The following is an 18,171-nucleotide window of genomic DNA, read 5'->3' on the forward strand; positions in this document are numbered from 1 at the left end:
TGTAAAAACTAGACAGGAATTTGCATGTCGTCAATGCGGGACGAGGAAACGTGGCGCCTGTTGGGCGCCACGATCATGGAGCGGAGCAGTGCTGCTCTATTCACCCCAGCCGACGACGCCCTTGATCTCGAGGAAATCGTGGATCGCCCAGTCGGCATATTCGCGGCCGTTGCCCGACTGCTTGTAGCCCCCAAAGGGCGCAAACGTATCCCAGTCCGGATAGTTGAGATAAACCGATCCAGCGCGCATGCGCTGTGCCACCTTGCGGGCATGGGCGATATCCGTCGACTGAACATAGGCGGCAAGCCCATAGACGGTGTCATTGGCGATGCGAACCGCGTCGTCCTCATCTTTGTAGGAAATGATCGACAGCACCGGCCCGAAAACCTCTTCGCGGGCGATGGTCATGTCGTTGGTGACGTGGCCGAAGATCGTCGGGCGGATTTAGTAGCCGCGGTTCAGCCCTTCCGGCCGGCCGAGGCCGCCGGTCACCAGCGTCGCGCCTTCCTTGATGCCCGCTTCGATCAGCCGCTGGATTTTGTCGTACTGGATCTGGCTGACGACCGGGCCGAGATCGGTGCCTTCGGTGCGCGGATCGCCGACCTTGAATTTTTCAGCGGCAATCTTGGCAATCGCCAGGGCTTCATCGTGACGCGCGGCCGGCACCAGCATGCGCGTCGGTGCGTCGCAGGACTGACCGGAATTGCCGAAGCAGCCGGATACGCCCTTGGTAACGGCGCTCTCGAAATCAGCATCGGGGAGGATGATGTTCGCCGACTTGCCGCCGAGCTCCTGCGCCACGCGCTTGACGGTATCGGCCGCGGTCTTGGCGACAATGATGCCGGCGCGGGTCGAGCCGGTGAAGGAAACCATATCGACGTCCGGATGGCCGGCCATGACCTGCCCGACCTCGGGACCGTTGCCGTTGACGAGGTTGAAGACGCCCTTCGGCGTGCCCGCCGCTTCCATGACTTCGGCAAAGACGATGCCGCTGATCGGTGCGATTTCGGATGGCTTGAGCACCACGGTGCAGCCGGCGGCGATTGCTGGCGCAACCTTGCAGACGATCTGGTTCAGCGGCCAGTTCCAGGGGGTGATCAGCGCGCAGACGCCGATCGGCTCCTTGACGACCGTGGTCAAGCCGCGCTTTGCCTCGAATTCATAGCTTTCGAAGGCGGCGATCGTTGCCTCCATATGGCCGCGGCCGGCCCAGGCCTGGGAGTCGCGCGCGAAGGGCAGCGGAGCGCCCATTTCCTGGCTGACCGCCTGCGCGATATCCTCGAAGCGATCGTTATAGGCTTCCAGAATGCGCTTCAGCAGCGCCAGGCGTTCGGCTTTGGTGGTCAGCGAAAAGGTTTCGAAGGCGGATTTGGCTGCCTTGACGGCCTTGTCGACATCGGCGGCGGAGCCGATCGAGATCTGCGTATAGGCTTCTTCCGTCGAGGGATCGATGACATCGAGCGTCTTCGGCGTGACCGGGTCCACCCATTGTCCGTCGATGAAGAATTGCAGGTTATGGCTCATATTGGTCTCCTTGGTCACGGACTGGCCGAGAGGTTCAGGCGGGAAGAATGGGGCATGCCGCCCCGGCCCTTAATGCGATGAAGGCGTTGTCGCCCGGTGCGAAGGTGGAAAGTCCCGCGCCGCGCGGAATATCTGCAATGATCGGCTGGCCACTTGGCAGGGCGGCATGGATGCGCAGGCTGCGGCCATGAAAGGAGACACTTTCGATGCGCGCGCCGGCGGCGTTCCCGCCGTTCTCGGTACTGATGGTCAAATCCTCGGGGCGAATGCCGACCGTGCGCAGATCGCCGGCACGAAGCTCCGGCTCCATGTCACTTGCAACATGGAGGGGCAGTTCTCCTGCGGAAAACTGCAGCTCGGTCGCGCTTCGCGTCGTCAGCCGCGCCGGCAAAAGATTCATCGCGCCGATGAAGCTGGCGACGAATTTGGTTGCCGGCCGGTCGTAAAGCGTTGCCGGAGTGGCGATCTGTTCGATCGCGCCCTTGTTCATGACGACGATGCGGTCCGAGATCGAAAGGGCTTCGGTCTGATCGTGGGTGACCATGACGAAGGTCGTGCCGAGTTCGCGCTGCAGCCGCTTGAGCTCGACCTGCATCTGCTCGCGCAGATGTGCGTCGAGTGCGGAAAGAGGCTCGTCGAGCAGCAGCACGCGCGGTTCGCAGACGATGGCGCGTGCCAGCGCCACGCGCTGTCGCTGTCCGCCGGAAAGCGCCTGAACGCGCTGGCCGATCTTGTCGGCGAGGCCGACCAGGTCGAGCGCATCGCCAACCCGCTTGTTGCGCTCAGTCGCACCGATATTTTTGAGCGAAAGGCCGAAGCCGACATTCTCGGCGACGTTCATGTGCGGAAAGAGTGCGTAGTCCTGGAAAACCGTGTTGACCGGCCGGTCATAGGGGCGCAGTGGGGTGATGTCCCGGCCGCCCAGCAGCAATTCGCCCGAGGTCGGGCTTTCGAAGCCGGCAATCACCCGCAACGTCGTCGTCTTGCCGCAGCCGGACGGGCCGAGGAGGCTGAGGAACTCGCCCTCGGCTATATCGAGATCGATCGCGTCGAGACCGACGATGCCACCGGGGAAATGCTTGGAAATGGATCGCAGGCGCAGCAGCGCCTCATTATGCGTCATCGGTTGCCTCCACGGGCTTTGCGGTATTGACCCAGAGGATGGTGCAGCGCTCGGTGCCGGCGTTGCGGAAGGAATGCGGCAAGGTGCTTTTGAACGCAAAACTGTCGCCGGTCTTCAGCAGGTAGCGGGTCGCATCAACGACCAGTTCCACTTCGCCCGCGGTCACGCAGCCGAACTCGTGACCCGTATGAGCGTAGGTTTCGGTGCCGCCACCCGGCTCGACGATGACCTGCATGCCTGTCAGGGCGGCGCCCGGCGGCGAGAGCAGATCCTTCGATATGCCCTCGGCACGCACAGGCAGAGCCCGGCGGCTGTTGGCGCGCACGCAATAGAGATCGTTGACCGGCTCGCCGCCATCGACGATCAGCGCCGAGGGCTCGACGTCGAGTGCCGCAGCAAGCGGCCAGATGACACGCACCCTGAGAGACGACATGCCGCGTTCGATCTGGCTGAGCGCGCCGATTGATATCCCGGTCCTGGTGGCAAGCTCTGCCAGCGAAAGATTGCGTTCGAGCCGCAGCGCTCGGACCCGCCGGCCGACGAGGACGTCTACCTCGTTGGCGTCGCGCGCGGGCTTGTCTGTCTGATCGTCCAGAGCGTCCATCATGTCTCCCAGGTCCTTGCAGTCATCGGCCGGCCCGAACATGCTATGTCCGGGCCGGCATTGCCAGAGATCAACCGCCGGCCTTCACCTTTTCGAACATCTTGGCCAGATCATCGTTCTGTTTCATCGGGCCGGTGAAGACGGTGGATTTCAGCATCGTATCCGGGTCGGCGGGAAGCTGGAGGTTGTCCAGCGTCTCCTTCGGTACGGCGGCGAAGGCCGAGCTGGTCGATGCGCCATAGCCATAGCTTTCGATCAGGAACTTGCCAGAATCGGCCTCGAGCCGGCTGTTGATGAAGTCATAGGCGAGATCGATGTTCTTGGCATCCTTGAGCATCACGAAACCGCAGGCCCAGGTCAGCATGCCTTCCTTCGGCTTCATGAATTCGACCGGCACGCCCTGCTTTTTCAGGGCCACCGCCGAAGCGTTCCAGGTCATGGCGGCCACGAGCTGGCCGCTTGCCAGCGACTGCTCCACCGAGGTCATGTCGGTCGTATAGGCGGATACCAGTGGCCGCTGTTCGCGTAGCTTGTCGGCCACCTTGTCGAGCTCAGTGGGCGTCATGTCGAAAGGGCTGACGCCGGCGAGCAGGGCTGCGACGACCGGCGTGTCGTGCACGGCGTCGATGGTTGCGATCCGTCCGGCATATTGCTTGTCCCACAGCAGCTTCCAGCTTTGCTCGGGATTCTTGACGAGATCGGTGCGGTAGAGAACGGAGGTATTGCCCCAATCCCAGGGCACCATCCACACCTTGCCGTCGCCGGCCTGCAGATCCGGCAGATTGCGGAAGACGGGGAAGATCTTGTCCCAGTTCTTGATCCTGGAGGTGTCGATCGGCTGCAGCAGCCCTTCCTTGTTCCAGCGGGCGACCTTGTCGTAGCAGGGGTGCGCGAGATCGGGATGGAAGCCGGCCTTGACCTTGGTGAAGGCGTCGTCGTCATCGCCGAAGACGGAGGTTTCGACGGTATTCGGATGGGCCGCGAGATAGGCCTTGTCGAAATCGGGCAGCTCGTAGCCGGACCAGGTGAAATAGGTGAGCTTGTCGGCTGCCTGAGCCGGCAACGCCACCGACGCGACGGTGATCGCCAAGGCCGCGATCCCGGCCGCCAGCCGGCGGAAATTCAATCTGCTTTCATGGGTCATCACAGTTCTCCTCTTTTCTTTCGTTGTTGTCGTTGCAGATCTCAGGCTTGTCCGCGTGCGCTCCTCGAAAGGCCACGCTGGCGCAGAAGTTCGGCGCAGCCGGCAATGACGATCGACACGGCAAGGATGCTCGTTCCAAGCGCCATCACGGTCGGGAGTGATTTCGGGAAGCGCAGCTGGCTCCAGATATAGAGCGGCAGCGTCGGCTCGGTTCCCGACAGGAAGAAGGCGACGATGAATTCGTCGAAGGAGGTGAGAAAGGCCAGCATGAAGGCCGAACCGATGGCAGGAAGCGCCAGCGGCAGCATGATGCGGCGAAAGACGATCGCGTCGCCGGCGCCGAGATCCTGGGCGGCCTCGGCGATGCTCCTCGGGATGGCGAGGAACCGGGATCGCATGATGACGACGGTGGTGGGCAGCGCCACGAGGACGTGGCCAAGCACGATGGCGATCCGCGACGGGCCGAGACCGGCAAGATTGACGAGGATCAGCAGCGAGATGCCGACGATAACGCCGGGGATCAGGATCGGCAGCCGGGCGATCGTCGATATCGTGCCTGCCAGCCGTGACCGGCCGTAGGTGTCCATATAGGCGACCGTTATGCCGCAAAGGGTTGCGAGAGAGGCCGCGAGCACGCCGATCAGCAGGCTCGTCTGCAATGCGCCGGTGAGCGCCTGATTGCCGACGAGCGTTGCATACCAGGCGAAGGTGAAGCCCTTCAACGGAAAGGCCGCCTGGATGGAATCGTTGAAGGAAAACAGTGGGATCAGTACGACCGGCAGGTAGAGGAAGATGAGGTAGGCGACGACATAGATCGCCAGCCCGTGTCCCTGCTTTCGTTCCTGGACGGGTTTTCCGCTCATGTGCGGCTCCCGAAAGCGCGGTCGGCGGCGCGCACGATGAGGACGACCGCGAGGATCACCAGCATGACCAGCACGGCGAGTGCCGCGCCGAACGGCCAATCATTCGCCTTGCCGAACTGCGCCTGGATGAGCGAGCCGATCATGGTGCTGGCAGGACCACCCACCAGCGCCGGCGTCACATAGTCGCCGACCGTCGGCACGAACACGACCAGCGCGCCGGCAAGCACGCCAGGCATGGAGTTCGGCAGGATTACGCGGCGAAATGTCGTGAAGGGCCGGGCGCCGAGATCGGCTGCTGCCTCGAGCAGCGATTTCGGCAGGGTCTCGAGCGCCACGTAGATCGGCAGAATGGCGAAGGGAGCATAGGCATGCGCCAGTGTCAGGACGACGGCCGTCGGCGTGTTCAGGAAGATCGTCAGCGGCTCCGAGGTGATCCCGGTCATCATCAGCGCCGAATTGAGGACGCCGTTATAGGCGAGCACGATCTTCCAGGCGAAGACCCGCAGCAGATAGCTGGTCCAGAAGGGCAGCGTCACCAGAAAGAGCAGCAATCCTCGTTTCGGGCCGGCGTGAAAGGCGAGGTAGTAGGCGACGGGATAGGCCGTTGCCACCGTCGCCAGCGTCACGACCCCAGCAATCGCCAATGATCGCAGAATGACCATCCCATAGAGCGGATCGGAAAAGAGCGTGCCGAAATTGGCAAGCGAGATACCGGCGCCGAGCAGCGAGCCGTCGTTTGTCCGAAACGAGAGGAAAATGACGAGGGCAAGTGCAAAGAGGATGAGGACGAAGGCGACGAGTGCGCCTGGGGCCAGCATCACTAAGCGAAAGGCGGAACCGTTCTTTCGTCGGGTCTCGCCGTCGGCAAGTTGGGCCATGGCACCGTTCGACATGATATCGCCGCCTGGAAAATGAAATTATCTGATAGCATTTCATTTATATGAATTGGTCAAGCGGTTTTTCGAGTGCGGCCTGTCTTTGAGTGATGATCTGCTTTGCTGGGCGGCGCAATGTCAGCCGAAAAGTGGATCAGCCCACCCCGCGCATGTCCGGGTGCTGGCCAAACGACACGACGGCGCAGAAGCCGGGGGGCGTTCGGTTCGACAGATGCAGGTTAAGCCTGTGGCGACGTCGACCGATCCGCCCACCGGCGTCTATCTGACGGCATTGTCGATCAGGACGTCGGTTTTTTCGTTCTAGGGGATTTCGATATATAGCGACGGGAGATCATCCAGCATCCGAGCGCCCAGGTGGCACCGGCGCACCAGCCGCCGAGGACATCGGTCGGGAAATGCACGCCGAGAAAGACCCGGCTTGTGCCGATCAGCAGCGTCAGAAGAATGGCGACCACGATCATGAAGATCCGGGTGGACCTGTAGGCCTGCGTGCGGGAGAGAAGCGCGCCAAGCGTCAGATAGGTGACGGCCGACACCATCGCATGGCCGCTCGGAAAACTGAGATCATGAACGTCGACCAGATGCGGAACGATGTCCGGTCTCGGCCTTGCAACGCCCAGCTTCAGAGTGGTGCTCAGCAGCCATCCGCCCAACACCGAGGCAAGGATAAAGATGGCGATCGAGCGGCGGCGATCGAGAAGCAGGTAGATCGTCACCAGAGTCGTCAACAGTGCGAGGACCGTCGTGCTGCCAAGGCTGGTGATATCGCTGAAGGCATGGGTGAGCCATGCAGGCCCCACCGGACGGGAGAGATCTCCGGGCTGGCGAAGCGCCAGCAATATGCTGTCGTCAAATCGCCTCGTCGAGCCTTCAAGAACCTCGCCGGTCAATTGCAGAAACAGAAAGAGCCCGCCGGAGAAGGCCGCGAACATGATGAGCACCAGGGGTTCGAAACGGTTCAGCCACCCAAATATACCCGGCTTGCGGGGCTGCTGATCGTTCATGCGCGGTCGCCCACCTGAATAGTTGTCATTTCGTCTCCTCTGGATTCTGGTGGAGATGTACCACCGGCCAAATCCATGCGGCAACGAGAAAAGCGCTGCTTGCGAAACGGCATGGTTTCGGAAATGACCGGCGATGTCGGCTCAGAAGTTCCAATCCTCATCCTCGGTCGCCACCGCCTTACCGATGACATAGGACGATCCCGAGCCTGAGAAAAAGTCATGGTTTTCGTCGGCATTCGGCGAGAGTGCCGACAGGATCGCCGGGTTGACCTTGCAAGCGTCCGGCGGGAACAGTGCCTCGTAGCCGAGATTCATCAGTGCCTTGTTGGCATTGTAATGCAGGAATTTCTTGACGTCCTCCGTCAGGCCGACACCGTCATAGAGCGCTTCGGTGTATTTCGTCTCGTTGTCATAGAGTTCGAGCAACAGATCGAAAGCAAAGTCCTTGATCTCCTGCCGACCCTCTTCGCTCAGACGCTCCAGCCCGCGCTGAAACTTGTAGCCAATGTAGTAGCCATGCACGGCCTCGTCGCGGATGATGAGGCGGATCATGTCGGCGGTATTGGTAAGCTTGGCGCGGCTCGACCAGTACATCGGCAGATAGAAGCCGGAATAGAACAGGAAGCTTTCCAGAAAGACGCTGGCGATCTTGCGCTTCAGCGGATCGCCGTTGCGGTACTGTTCGAGAATGAGCGCCGACTTCCTCTGCAGATGCTCGTTCTCCTCCGACCAGCGATAGGCGTCATCGACGTCAGGCGTCGAGCATAGCGTCGAGAAGATCGACGAATATGAGCGGGCGTGGACGGCTTCCATGAAGGAGATGTTGGAATAGACGGCCTCCTCGTGAGAGGTGATCGAATCCTCCATCAAAGTCGGCGCGCCGATGCTTGTCTGGATGGTGTCGAGCAGCGTCAGGCCGGTGAAGACGCGGATGGTGAGCTGCTGTTCCTCGGGCTTGAGCGCCGCCCAGGACGGAATATCGTTCGAGAGCGGCACCTTCTCCGGGAGCCAGAAGTTCCCCGTCAGCCGGTTCCAGACTTCCAGATCCTTGTCGTCTTCGATGCGGTTCCAGTTGATGGCGCGCACTGCTTCGGGACGCTTCGGGTTTTTGGTTTTCACTTGGATGTTCATCTTGTTCCCCAGGAGATCAGAGTGCGCAGGACACGCAGCCCTGCACTTCCGTGCCGGACAGCGCCATCTGGCGAAGGCGGATGTAGTAGATGGTCTTGATGCCCTTCTTCCAGGCGTAGATCTGCGCCTTGTTGATGTCGCGGGTCGTCGCGGTGTCGCGGAAGAACAGCGTCAACGACAGTCCCTGATCGACATGCTGGGTGGCAGCCGCATAGGTATCGATGATCTTCTCAGGCCCGATTTCGTAGGCGTCCTGATAGTAGTCGAGATTGTCATTCGTCATGAAGGCAGCCGGATAATAGACACGGCCAATCATGCCCTCCTTGCGGATTTCGATCTTCGAGACGATCGGATGGATAGAGGAGGTCGAGTGGTTGATGTAAGAGATGGATCCCGTCGGCGGCACGGCCTGCAGGTTCTGGTTATAGAGGCCCGATGTCATCACGGCCTGCTTCAGTTCCTGCCAGTCTTCCCGCGTCGGAATGTCGATGCCAGCGGTTTCGAACAGTGTTCGAACCCGCTCCGTCGCGGGCTTCCATTCCTGTTCGGTGTATTTGTCGAAATAGTCGCCGGAGGCATATTTCGAATTCTCGAACCCCTTGAAGCTGCGCTCCCGCTCCGCTGCCAGGCGGTTGGAGGCGCGGATGGCATGATAGGTCACGGTATAGAAATAGATATTGGTGAAATCGACGCCTTCTTCGGAGCCATAGAGAATCCGCTCGCGGGCGAGATAGCCATGCAGGTTCATCTGGCCGAGGCCGATCGCATGGCTTTCGTCATTGCCCTTTTCGATCGAAGGTACCGACGAGATGCGGCTCATGTCAGAAACTGCCGTCAGCGCCCGTATTGCCGTCTCGATCGTCTTGCCAAAGTCTTCCGAATCCATAGCCGCGGCGATGTTCAAGGAGCCGAGATTGCAGGAAATATCCTTGCCCATATGCTCGTAGGAAAGATCGTCCCTGTAGGTGCTCGCCTCGCTCACCTGGAGGATTTCGGAGCAGAGGTTGCTCATGGTGATGCGCCCGGCGATCGGATTGGCGCGGTTCACCGTGTCCTCGAACATGATGTAGGGATAGCCGCTCTCGAACTGGATTTCGGCAATCACCTGGAAGAAGTCGCGCGCCTTGATCTTCTTCTTGCGGATACGGTTGTCGGCCACCATCTCGCGGTATTTCTCCGTCACGGAAATTTCCGTGAAGGGTACGCCATAGACGCGTTCGACGTCATAGGGCGAGAACAGGTACATGTCCTCGTTGTTCTTCGCGAGTTCGAAGGTGATGTCCGGGACGACGACGCCGAGCGACAGTGTCTTGATCCGGATCTTCTCGTCGGCATTCTCGCGTTTGGTGTCGAGGAACCGCATGATGTCGGGGTGATGCGCGTTCAGATAGACCGCGCCCGCCCCTTGCCGCGCGCCGAGCTGGTTGGCGTAGGAGAAGCTGTCTTCCAGCAGTTTCATAATCGGAATGATGCCGGATGACTGGTTTTCGATATGCTTGATCGGCGCACCGGCCTCGCGGATGTTGGTGAGCGAGAGAGCGACGCCGCCGCCGCGCTTGGAGAGCTGGAGCGCTGAATTGATCGAGCGTCCGATGGACTCCATGTTGTCCTCGACGCGCATCAGGAAGCAGGAGACCAGTTCGCCGCGCTGCTTCTTGCCGGCATTGAGGAAGGTCGGCGTTGCCGGCTGGAAGCGGCCGGAAATGATTTCGTCGACCATGTCTCTGGCCAGGGATTCATTGCCCTGCGCCAGGGTCAGCGCCACCATACAGATGCGGTCTTCATAGCGCTCGAGATAACGCTTCCCGTCGAAGGTTTTCAGCGTGTAGCTGGTGTAATATTTGAAGGCCCCGAGAAATGTCGGGAACCTGAACTTCTTCGCATAGGCGTGGTCGAAGAGATCGCGCACGAAGTTGAAGGAATACTGGTCGAGAACCTCGCGTTCGTAGTAGCCCTCGGTCACCAGATAATCGAGCTTCTCCCTGAGGTTATGGAAGAAAACGGTGTTCTGGTTGACGTGCTGGAGAAAATACTGCTTCGCCGCCAGCCGGTCCTTGTCGAGCTGGATTTTGCCATCCTCATCGTAAAGGTTCAGCATGGCGTTCAGCGCATGATAGTCGAGCTGCGTTTCCGTAGCCTTCACCGGGCGTTCGAGTGTGAGCGTGTCCAAAATCGTTCCAATCCATCTCTGACATTGACGACGTCCTCTTCCGTGCCGATCAGCTCGAACCTGTAAAGGTACGGCACCTGGCATTTGGCGGAGATGATGTCGCCGGCGATCCCGAAGGTCGCTCCGAAGTTGCTGTTGCCCGCGGCAATCACGCCCCGGATGTTCGATCGGTTCTCCGTCTCGTTCAGGAAACGGATCACCTGTTTTGGAACCGCGCCCTTGCCGCTTTCGCCGCCATAGGTCGGCACCACGAGGACGAAGGGCTGGTGGACACGGAAAAGCTCATTTGGACGGACCGGTATTCGCACGGCATCCAGGCCGAGCTTGCCGATGAAGCGATGGGTGTTCTCGGACCGGCTGGAGAAATAGACGATCCGCTCCGTCGATGGCTGTCCCATCAGGCAAGCGCGCTGATCATGTCGGGCCGGAAGCCCGCCCAGTGCTGTTCGCCGGCGACGACCACCGGGACCTGGCGGTAGCCGAGGCCCTGCACGAGTTCGAGGGCGGCATCGTCGATGGAAACATCGATGATCCGATAGTCGATGCCGTGACGGTCGAGTGCCCTTGTGGTCGCGGTGCATTGGACGCAGGCGGGCTTGCTATAGACGGTGATGCTCATGATTGTCCTCGTATCTTTGAAAGGCACACGATATCGTCCGGACATCCGCCGATGCCCGTTCGAAGGAAATGAAGATGGATCAGCACACGCCCGGATTCGGACGTGGATGTACGGCTACTCGCGCCGGGACTGGCTTGAAAAATTCGACATGGACTTCACCCCGAAGTTGACTGATCGCAGGAGTTCGGGGAGGCGTGCACGAACGGTGTCATTCCGCAGTACATCGCGACCTTCCGGACACCCCGCCCGTGGACGTTTTGTTTGAGGCAGGTCTCCTGGCTCGCGGGTCGTTGCATCAATCCTCACCTTCCCGAAGCATCATGCTTCAGTGGCTTTCGCTGGATAGATGCTCGCCGCTTACAGTTGCGGGGGCAGCTCCGGAATTGCGGCGCCCATAAGGGGCGGTCGCGCACCGTATTCCCGTCTTAGCCTCCAATCCTTGCGAATCGAAAGAACCTCGAACACTAGATATAGTAGACGAGGTTGGAATTTCGTCAATCGATATGATGATGTGCCGTCGCGTTTCGTGGGGATAGAGCAGCGCCGCCGCAGGGGGAGGCGTTGCTCTGCTGAGGATCAGGACGCCGATGCCGTTGTCCGGGCCTGGGCCGACAGGCGAAGCAGACGAGCCGCATGAACCATGTTCACGAGCGCCGGCCTCACTTCGTCCCATTTGCGGGTCTTCAATCCGCAATCAGGATTTATCCAGAGCTGCGCATCGCCCAGCCGCAGACGGGCAAGGTCGAGCAGCTCGGTCATTTCCGATACCTCGGGAACGCGCGGCGAATGGATATCGTAGACGCCCGGTCCGATCTCGTTCGGGTACTTGTATGTCCGGAATGCATCGAGCAGTTCCATCTTCGACCGTGAGGTCTCTATGGAAATGACATCGGCGTCCATTGCGGCGATGGCGTCTATGATGTGGTTGAACTCGGAATAGCACATATGCGTGTGTATCTGCGTCTCATCGGAAACGCCCGTCGAGCACAGCCGGAAGCATTCCACCGCCCAGTCGAGATAGATCTTCCAGTCCGACGTTCGCAGCGGCAGACCCTCGCGCAAGGCTGCCTCGTCTATCTGGATCATCGAGGCGCCTGCCTCTTCAAGGTCGGCAACCTCGTCCCGGATCGCAAGGGCAATCTGGCGGCACACCGCGCTTCGCGGAAGATCGTTACGCACAAAAGACCAGTTCAGGATCGTTACCGGCCCGGTCAGCATGCCCTTGACGGGCTTTTCCGTGAGAGACTGGGCGTAACGCCACCATTGGACCGTCATCGCCCTTGGGCGGGATACGTCGCCATAGATGACCGGCGGGCGCACATAGCGCGAGCCGTAACTCTGGACCCAGGCATGCTGGGTGAACGCGAACCCGGAAAGCTGCTCCCCGAAATATTGGACCATGTCGTTGCGTTCGAACTCACCGTGAACGAGGACATCCAGGCCGATTTCCTCCTGCCAGCGGATTGCCGATTCCGTCTCTTTTCTCAGGAAGGCATCGTAGTCCACATAGCTCATGGTTCCCTTCCCATGCGCGGCTCGGGCCTTGCGCACCTCGGCCGTCTGCGGGAACGACCCGATCGTCGTGGTTGGGAACAGGGGCAGTTTGAGCCGTTTTTCCTGGATAGCCTTGCGACGAAGGAACGCGTTTTGTCTGCGCTTTATGGAAGCGTCGAGGCCCTTGATACGACCATCGACCACGGGGTCGTGAACCTTCGGCGAGGATGCCCGCGATGCCGCGGCAGTGGCAGAAGCCGCAAGCGCGTCGCCGATGGCGTTTCGTCCGTCGGACAGACCGCGCCCAAGAGCTACGACCTCGTCGAGCTTCTGTGTCGCGAAAGCCAGCCAGCGTCCAAGATCGGCATCGAGCGTCGTCTCGAGCTCAAGATCGATCGGCACATGGAGAAGTGAGCAGGAAGGCGCGATTTGTACCCGGTCGGCTCCAATCGCGGCAACGACCGGCTCCAGATGATCCAGGGCTTTCACAAGATCGCCCCGCCAGATGTTGCGGCCGTCGATGACGCCGAGTGACAGAACGCGATTTGGCGGAAGCTTCGCCAGGACTTCGCTCAATTGTTCCGGCGCTCGGACGAGATCGATATGCAGCCCCGCCATGGGACTGGCGAGTACGATGGGCAGGTTATCGCCGATCGCTCCGAAATAGGTGGCGACCATGATCTTGAGGTTGGGCACCAGTTTGTGGAAAGCCTCATAGGCGTGTGCGAAAGCGCTCCTGTCTTCGTCGGTCAGATCAAGCACGAGCGCTGGCTCGTCGATCTGGACCCAGTCGGCGCCGGCCGCGCTCAGTTCGGCGAGTATCCTCGCATAGACGGGAAGCAGCCGGTCCAGAAGCCGGATCGGCTCGAAATCCTCCTCCTTGCTCTTGGCGAGCTTCAACAAGGTGATCGGCCCCAGCAAGACCGGGCGCGTATGGATTCCCAGCGCCCTTGCTTCCCGGAACATTTCCAGCGGCCTGTTGGCCGTCAGCTCGAAAGCCTGGTCCGGCCCAATTTCCGGAACCATGTAGTGATAGTTGGTGTCGAACCATTTGGTCATCTCGAGCGCCGGCGCGCCTTGATGATGGTGGACATGGCCGCAATCGCCATGGCCGCCGCCCGTCGATCCGCGTGCCATGGCGAAGTAGGTGTCGAGATCGACCGGGCCTCCCCTCCAGCCGTAGAGCGCCGGGATGGCGCCGACCATGACGGCGGTATCGAGGACATGATCGTAAAGCGAGAAGTCGTTGGAGGGAATTACGGCGATCCCCTTCTCCTTCTGTAGCCGCCAATTGTCGGCGCGAAGTGTCTTGGCGACATCGAAAAGAGCGGCGCGGTCCGATTGCCTGGACCAGCAGGATTCCAGAGCGAATTTCAATTCGCGGTGTTGTCCGATGCGTGGAAAGCCGAGATTCGCAGTCAGTATGGTCATTTTCCTTACCCCGAGGGTTGTGGGCAAGGCATTGGAATGACGCATCGACGAAAGGCACAGGGGGGCCGATCGCAAAGCGGCACACCGGGACACCCCGCCCGTGGACGTTATCTATCGAGGCAGGTCTCCTGGCTTGCGGGTCGTCACCACCATCCTGTCTTCCCGAGGCGTCTTCCTCAGTGACTTTGATCGGATGGCGGCTCACCGCCTACAGTTGCGGGGGCAGCTCCGGCATGGACATTGCAGATGTCTTGACCGAATTCCCTCTTAGCTCCGGATCAGACGATCCGCAGAACCACGATGGCACGCAGGATGTCGGAATGTGTTGCTGTCGTCAAGAGATATAAAGATATCTTTATATGATCCTGCGACGCTTCTGGCGGCCGCTTGCCTTCACGGCACGCAACCCTAGTTTTCATATCTGGGGAAATGCAGCATTATGGGGCGATGCTTTTGGAGACGATCGCGTTGGGACTGTATGAACGGTTTGTTCGGATAGCGTTCATGTAGAGTGCAATATCACCCATCCATGCCATCGATATCAGAGTGAGGAGCGAAGGATGTTTAGACGTTTTGCACGAGTTTCTTTCATCGCGTTGGCCGGCTTGGCCGCAACGCAGTTGATGCCATCTGTCGCCATGGCGCAGTATTACGGCGACGATGATGGATACAGGCAGCCGCCAAGATGGGACCGTCGCCAGGATCAGGACTGGGATGGCCCGCGCAGAGATCGTGACCGTGGTGACCGTGGTGGTTGCAGCCGGCGCGACCTTATGGATGCCGCCCGCCAGGAAGGTTTCCGCCGCATTGATTCGGTCGAAAACAATGGGCGACGCATTGTTGTCCGTGGCTGGAATGATGGCGGTCCCGACCGCATGGTCTTTGCCAATCGACGCGGCTGCCCGGCCCTCAATTGAGGCTCCGGTATCATCCGCCGCGACCAATATGTAGGCGGCGGGCCAAAGCATAATGCCAAGGCACGGTTTTGATCGTGCCTTGGACAGACATTCCGACTATCCGAGCGCGTCGGCCATTCTGATGAGATCGGCGACGGATCCCGCCTGCATCTTGCGCATCGCCTGGCCGCGATGGACCTTCACGGTGATTTCGCTGAGGCCGAGTTCGGCGGCGATCTGCTTGTTGAGGCGTCCGCGGGCGACAAGCGCCATCACTTCACGCTCGCGCGCCGTCAGCGTCGCAAACCGCTCCCGCAAATCGGTCGTCGCAGCGTCCTGGCGAAGCCGGGTGCGGTCCTTTTCCAAAGCTTGCCGAATGGCGTCGAGAAGATCCTGTTCCCGAAAGGGCTTGAGCAGAAACTCCACCGCCCCGGCCTTCATCGCCCTCACGGACATCGGCACATCGCCGTGGCCGGTCAGGAATATGATGGGCAGGGGATTGCCGGTTCTTGCCAGCTCGTCCTGGAAATCAAGGCCGCTTGCATCCGGCATCCTGACGTCGAGGACAAGGCAGCACGGACCGTCGGATCGTCGATGTTTCAGGAAATCCCGTGGCGATGCGAAGCTGCTGACGTCATAGCCGACTGAGCGCAGGAGGCTGTCCAGCCCATCCCGGACGGAGGGATCGTCGTCGATGACATAAATGGTCGGTTTCTGCTCCGGCATGATCATCCTCTTGCTCCGGTATCCGACGGCAGGATGAAGCCGAACACCGCGCCATGCGGGAAGTTGGGCGCCGTATAGACCGCACCGCCATGCGCCTCGACGATCGACCGGCTGATCGCCAGCCCCATCCCCATTCCTGTCGTCTTGGTCGTGAAGAAGGCTTCGAACATCCTGTCGGAAGCGGCTGGCGGCACGCCCATGCCGGTGTCGCGCACGCTGATGGTTATCTTCCTGTCGTCAGCTGCGGCGCTGACCAGCAGTTCGCGTTTCTCCGCATCGACGCCCGCCATCGCTTCGATGGCATTGATGACGAAGTTCAGGATCACCTGCTGCAGCTGAACCCGGTCGCCCGTCACGGATGGTAGATCATTGGCGAGTTCGGTGCGCAGCAGGATATGGTTTTCTCGGATCTCGCTACGGACGAGCGCCAGCGCCTCGGTGATCGTCTCGGCCATGTCGATGCTGTCGCGCGATGGAGATGTTCGCGCAACGAGGCTGCGGACACGGCCGATCACCTCGCCGGCGCGGCCGGCATCCTTGACGATCCTGTCGAGCGCGCGCCGTGCCTCCTCCTGGTCGGGAGGCGTTGCCGACAGCCAGCGGAGCGCCGCATTGCCGTTGGCCACGATCGCGGTGATCGGCTGGCTGACCTCATGGGCGATGGAGGTGCTAAGTTCGCCCATCGTCATGATGCGCGACATGCGCGCGAGTTCGGATTGCGCCTGTCTAGCTCTTGCCTCGGTCGCCTCGATCCTGATCGCCAAGTAGGTGGTCGCGCCAATGGCAAGCAGGCTTATGGCGCCATTCACCATGCCGGATTGGGAATCGCCATGCCGTGTCAAAAAGTAGCTCGCTATGGTGAGGATGGTACAGGCGAACCCGACCACCATGACGGCCCCGGGCCGGCCGGATCGCACGGAGATGAGGATCACCGAGACATAGAGCACCGCAAAGGCGATCTCCAGATTGGTCACCGTGTCGGCAACAAAGATCAGGGCGGCGAGCAACGTAATGCCCAGCCACATCAAGGGCGCCTCGACCAGATATCGCAGGACCTCGCGCCTCATGTTGCCTTACCCTTCTCACACGAATCCGCCGCCGCACATGCGACGGCAGGGTGCACGATCGGAAAGCCATGAGCAATGCCGACCATTGCGGCGGGCCAATGGTCGGCCATGATCAAGCGTGATCCTCAGCTCGGGTTTTCGAGTGTGAACAGGTCGGCATTCTCGTCATAAGCAAAATATTCGGCGTAACGAGCCCAGTTTGTCACGGCTTTCAGCGTGGTATCGGCATAGTCCTCCGACATGTAGTCCTCGAGCTCGTCGCGAAAACGCCGGGCCGGCGCGCGGTGCGTCGGCCGCTCGTCGAGAACACGGCGGATATGGGCGGCAAGCGGCACATAGGTGGCGAGATGCTGCTCGAACAGGCGCTTGCGTTCGTCGACATCGCTGTCGAAGAAGCGCAGGCCCGGTGCCGTCAGTCGAATGTCGCCACCTTCCAGATCGGCAAAGCGTAGCAGTTGTAGTGTCTCGGCGACGGGGAAAAGATCGTCGATGTCGAGATGGAGATGCGTGGCAAGCGGTGGCAAGTCCGCCTGTCCCCGATAAGGTTCGGCCGCGACCGTCTCGATCAGGCCGGACAGCAGGTTGGTCGATACCCGCGGCAGGGCCATGGCTATTCCCGTTCCTGGGAAAAGCCCATCGCGCGCCGTCGTGCCGGTTTTCGCGGTCATCCTTGCATAGATATCTTCGACCAGCATCCGGAAGGTGGGATCGAGACGGTTGCGCGGCTGCGGCAGGTCGACGCGAATTTCGGCGATGACGCGACCGGGGTTCGACCCGAAGATCAGGATGCGGTCGCACATCAGCACGGCCTCTTCGATATTGTGCGTCACCATCAGGATGGATTCGATCGGCATCCGGCCTTCGCACCACAGATCGAGCAGATCGGTGCGCAGCGTCTCGGCCGTCAGCACGTCGAGCGCCGAGAAGGGCTCATCCATCAGCAGCACCTTTGGGCGAACGACAAGGGCACGCGCAAGGCCGACGCGCTGGCGCATGCCGCCCGAGAGTTCCTTCGGATAGGCGCTTTCGAAACCGTCTAGGCCGATGAGGTCGATGGCGGCAAGTGCCCGCTTGCGCCGCTCGGCCGGTGCTACGCCCTGGGCTTCAAGGCCAAGTTCGACATTCTGCAGGACCGAAAGCCAGGGGAAGAGCGCGAAACTCTGAAAAACAACGGAGACGCCCGAGTTGGGACCGGTCACGGGCTTGCCTTCGAAGGTGACTTCGCCCTTGCTCGGCCGGATCAGGCCGGCGATCGCCCGCAGCAGCGTCGACTTGCCGGAACCGGACCGCCCAAGCAGTCCGACGATCTCGGCGGAGCGAAGCTCCAGATCGACATTGTCCAGCACGACCAGCGAGCCGGATGTGCCCTTGTCGTAGATCTGGCAGACCTGCTTGGCCGATACCAGCGGGGCGGCTTCGGCAATTCCTGCCTTTTTCGTGAGTATGGTGGATTCCATGATTGTTACTCCGACTGGAATG

General features: G+C 60.6%; 15 protein-coding genes, 1 pseudogene and 2 riboswitches. Of the genes and pseudogenes, 1 reads left to right on the forward strand and 15 read right to left on the reverse strand.

Annotated features, from left to right (window positions below; all coding sequences use genetic code 11):
* Positions 1-96 precede the first annotated feature (96 nt).
* The 12 genes and pseudogenes from RRH01S_RS15785 to metE form a co-directional block, all read right to left on the reverse strand.
* Positions 97-1,524: pseudogene (locus tag RRH01S_RS15785) on the reverse strand (aldehyde dehydrogenase family protein).
* A gap of 34 nt (positions 1,525-1,558) precedes the next feature.
* The gene (locus RRH01S_RS15790; protein ID WP_042472825.1) at positions 1,559-2,647 is read right to left on the reverse strand and encodes an ABC transporter ATP-binding protein; all 1,089 of its coding nucleotides are present in this window, start codon (positions 2,645-2,647) and stop codon (positions 1,559-1,561) included.
* Entirely contained in the window at positions 2,637-3,251 is a 615-nt protein-coding gene (locus RRH01S_RS15795; RefSeq protein WP_042473087.1) for a helix-turn-helix domain-containing protein, read from the reverse strand. Before RRH01S_RS15795 ends, RRH01S_RS15790 begins: the two co-directional genes overlap by 11 nt.
* A gap of 70 nt (positions 3,252-3,321) precedes the next feature.
* Complete coding sequence (locus tag RRH01S_RS15800) at positions 3,322-4,395, reverse strand: ABC transporter substrate-binding protein (RefSeq protein ID WP_042472829.1); 1,074 nt, start codon at positions 4,393-4,395, stop codon at positions 3,322-3,324.
* A 41-nt stretch (positions 4,396-4,436) separates the two neighbouring features.
* Positions 4,437-5,258 (reverse strand): ABC transporter permease, encoded by an 822-nt coding sequence (locus RRH01S_RS15805; RefSeq protein WP_042472832.1) that lies wholly within the window; start codon positions 5,256-5,258, stop codon positions 4,437-4,439.
* The gene (locus RRH01S_RS15810) at positions 5,255-6,151 is read right to left on the reverse strand and encodes an ABC transporter permease (RefSeq protein ID WP_042472835.1); all 897 of its coding nucleotides are present in this window, start codon (positions 6,149-6,151) and stop codon (positions 5,255-5,257) included. The genes RRH01S_RS15805 and RRH01S_RS15810 overlap by 4 nt, the downstream gene beginning before the upstream one ends.
* A gap of 281 nt (positions 6,152-6,432) precedes the next feature.
* Positions 6,433-7,158, reverse strand: coding sequence for a phosphatase PAP2 family protein (locus RRH01S_RS15815; RefSeq protein ID WP_042472839.1), 726 nt, complete (start codon positions 7,156-7,158; stop codon positions 6,433-6,435).
* A gap of 141 nt (positions 7,159-7,299) precedes the next feature.
* Positions 7,300-8,289: a class 1b ribonucleoside-diphosphate reductase subunit beta gene (gene nrdF, locus RRH01S_RS15820; protein ID WP_007700569.1), complete on the reverse strand. Its 990-nt coding sequence runs from the start codon at positions 8,287-8,289 to the stop codon at positions 7,300-7,302.
* 16 nt (positions 8,290-8,305) lie between these two features.
* A complete protein-coding gene (gene nrdE, locus RRH01S_RS15825; protein WP_042472844.1) occupies positions 8,306-10,459 on the reverse strand; it encodes a class 1b ribonucleoside-diphosphate reductase subunit alpha in 2,154 nt (717 codons plus the stop codon).
* Positions 10,429-10,857, reverse strand: a complete 429-nt coding sequence (nrdI, locus tag RRH01S_RS15830) for a class Ib ribonucleoside-diphosphate reductase assembly flavoprotein NrdI (RefSeq protein ID WP_042472847.1) — start codon at positions 10,855-10,857, stop codon at positions 10,429-10,431. Before nrdI ends, nrdE begins: the two co-directional genes overlap by 31 nt.
* The gene (nrdH, locus tag RRH01S_RS15835) at positions 10,857-11,078 is read right to left on the reverse strand and encodes a glutaredoxin-like protein NrdH (protein WP_007700576.1); all 222 of its coding nucleotides are present in this window, start codon (positions 11,076-11,078) and stop codon (positions 10,857-10,859) included. Before nrdH ends, nrdI begins: the two co-directional genes overlap by 1 nt.
* Positions 11,079-11,326: 248 nt before the next feature.
* Positions 11,327-11,553: riboswitch (cobalamin riboswitch) on the reverse strand.
* A gap of 101 nt (positions 11,554-11,654) precedes the next feature.
* Positions 11,655-14,003 carry a 5-methyltetrahydropteroyltriglutamate--homocysteine S-methyltransferase gene (gene metE / locus RRH01S_RS15840; RefSeq protein ID WP_042472851.1) on the reverse strand — a complete coding sequence of 783 codons (2,349 nt, stop codon included), beginning with the start codon at positions 14,001-14,003 and terminating at the stop codon, positions 11,655-11,657.
* Between the two features lie 101 nt (positions 14,004-14,104).
* A riboswitch (cobalamin riboswitch) is annotated at positions 14,105-14,318 on the reverse strand.
* 245 nt (positions 14,319-14,563) lie between these two features.
* Between metE and RRH01S_RS33505 the strand changes: the two genes are divergently transcribed.
* On the forward strand, positions 14,564-14,920 hold the full coding sequence (locus tag RRH01S_RS33505; protein WP_007700578.1) for a hypothetical protein: 357 nt from the start codon (positions 14,564-14,566) through the stop codon (positions 14,918-14,920).
* A 96-nt stretch (positions 14,921-15,016) separates the two neighbouring features.
* Here the strand turns inward: RRH01S_RS33505 and RRH01S_RS15850 are convergent, their stop codons facing one another.
* From RRH01S_RS15850 to RRH01S_RS15860, 3 genes are all read right to left on the reverse strand, one after another.
* Entirely contained in the window at positions 15,017-15,625 is a 609-nt protein-coding gene (locus tag RRH01S_RS15850; protein WP_202033908.1) for a response regulator transcription factor, read from the reverse strand.
* Between the two features lie 2 nt (positions 15,626-15,627).
* The gene (locus RRH01S_RS15855; RefSeq protein WP_042472860.1) at positions 15,628-16,692 is read right to left on the reverse strand and encodes a sensor histidine kinase; all 1,065 of its coding nucleotides are present in this window, start codon (positions 16,690-16,692) and stop codon (positions 15,628-15,630) included.
* Positions 16,693-16,817: 125 nt separating this feature from the next.
* The gene (locus RRH01S_RS15860; RefSeq protein ID WP_042472863.1) at positions 16,818-18,149 is read right to left on the reverse strand and encodes an ABC transporter ATP-binding protein; all 1,332 of its coding nucleotides are present in this window, start codon (positions 18,147-18,149) and stop codon (positions 16,818-16,820) included.
* Positions 18,150-18,171 lie beyond the last annotated feature (22 nt).

This window comes from Rhizobium rhizogenes NBRC 13257, from assembly GCF_000696095.1.
Classification (GTDB): domain Bacteria; phylum Pseudomonadota; class Alphaproteobacteria; order Rhizobiales; family Rhizobiaceae; genus Rhizobium; species Rhizobium rhizogenes.

What these genes read in the sequence shown, in the direction of transcription:
- RRH01S_RS15790 (WP_042472825.1), bottom strand. Translation starts at nt 2,647, where the DNA reads ATGACGCATAATGAGGCGCTGCTGCGCCTGCGATCCATTTCCAAGCAT.
- RRH01S_RS15795 (WP_042473087.1), bottom strand. Translation starts at nt 3,251, where the DNA reads ATGGACGCTCTGGACGATCAGACAGACAAGCCCGCGCGCGACGCCAAC.
- RRH01S_RS15800 (WP_042472829.1), bottom strand. Translation starts at nt 4,395, where the DNA reads ATGACCCATGAAAGCAGATTGAATTTCCGCCGGCTGGCGGCCGGGATC.
- RRH01S_RS15805 (WP_042472832.1), bottom strand. Translation starts at nt 5,258, where the DNA reads ATGAGCGGAAAACCCGTCCAGGAACGAAAGCAGGGACACGGGCTGGCG.
- RRH01S_RS15810 (WP_042472835.1), bottom strand. Translation starts at nt 6,151, where the DNA reads ATGTCGAACGGTGCCATGGCCCAACTTGCCGACGGCGAGACCCGACGA.
- RRH01S_RS15815 (WP_042472839.1), bottom strand. Translation starts at nt 7,158, where the DNA reads ATGAACGATCAGCAGCCCCGCAAGCCGGGTATATTTGGGTGGCTGAAC.
- nrdF (WP_007700569.1), bottom strand. Translation starts at nt 8,289, where the DNA reads ATGAACATCCAAGTGAAAACCAAAAACCCGAAGCGTCCCGAAGCAGTG.
- nrdI (WP_042472847.1), bottom strand. Translation starts at nt 10,857, where the DNA reads ATGGGACAGCCATCGACGGAGCGGATCGTCTATTTCTCCAGCCGGTCC.
- nrdH (WP_007700576.1), bottom strand. Translation starts at nt 11,078, where the DNA reads ATGAGCATCACCGTCTATAGCAAGCCCGCCTGCGTCCAATGCACCGCG.
- metE (WP_042472851.1), bottom strand. Translation starts at nt 14,003, where the DNA reads ATGACCATACTGACTGCGAATCTCGGCTTTCCACGCATCGGACAACAC.
- RRH01S_RS33505 (WP_007700578.1), top strand. Translation starts at nt 14,564, where the DNA reads ATGTTTAGACGTTTTGCACGAGTTTCTTTCATCGCGTTGGCCGGCTTG.
- RRH01S_RS15850 (WP_202033908.1), bottom strand. Translation starts at nt 15,625, where the DNA reads ATGCCGGAGCAGAAACCGACCATTTATGTCATCGACGACGATCCCTCC.
- RRH01S_RS15855 (WP_042472860.1), bottom strand. Translation starts at nt 16,692, where the DNA reads ATGAGGCGCGAGGTCCTGCGATATCTGGTCGAGGCGCCCTTGATGTGG.
- RRH01S_RS15860 (WP_042472863.1), bottom strand. Translation starts at nt 18,149, where the DNA reads ATGGAATCCACCATACTCACGAAAAAGGCAGGAATTGCCGAAGCCGCC.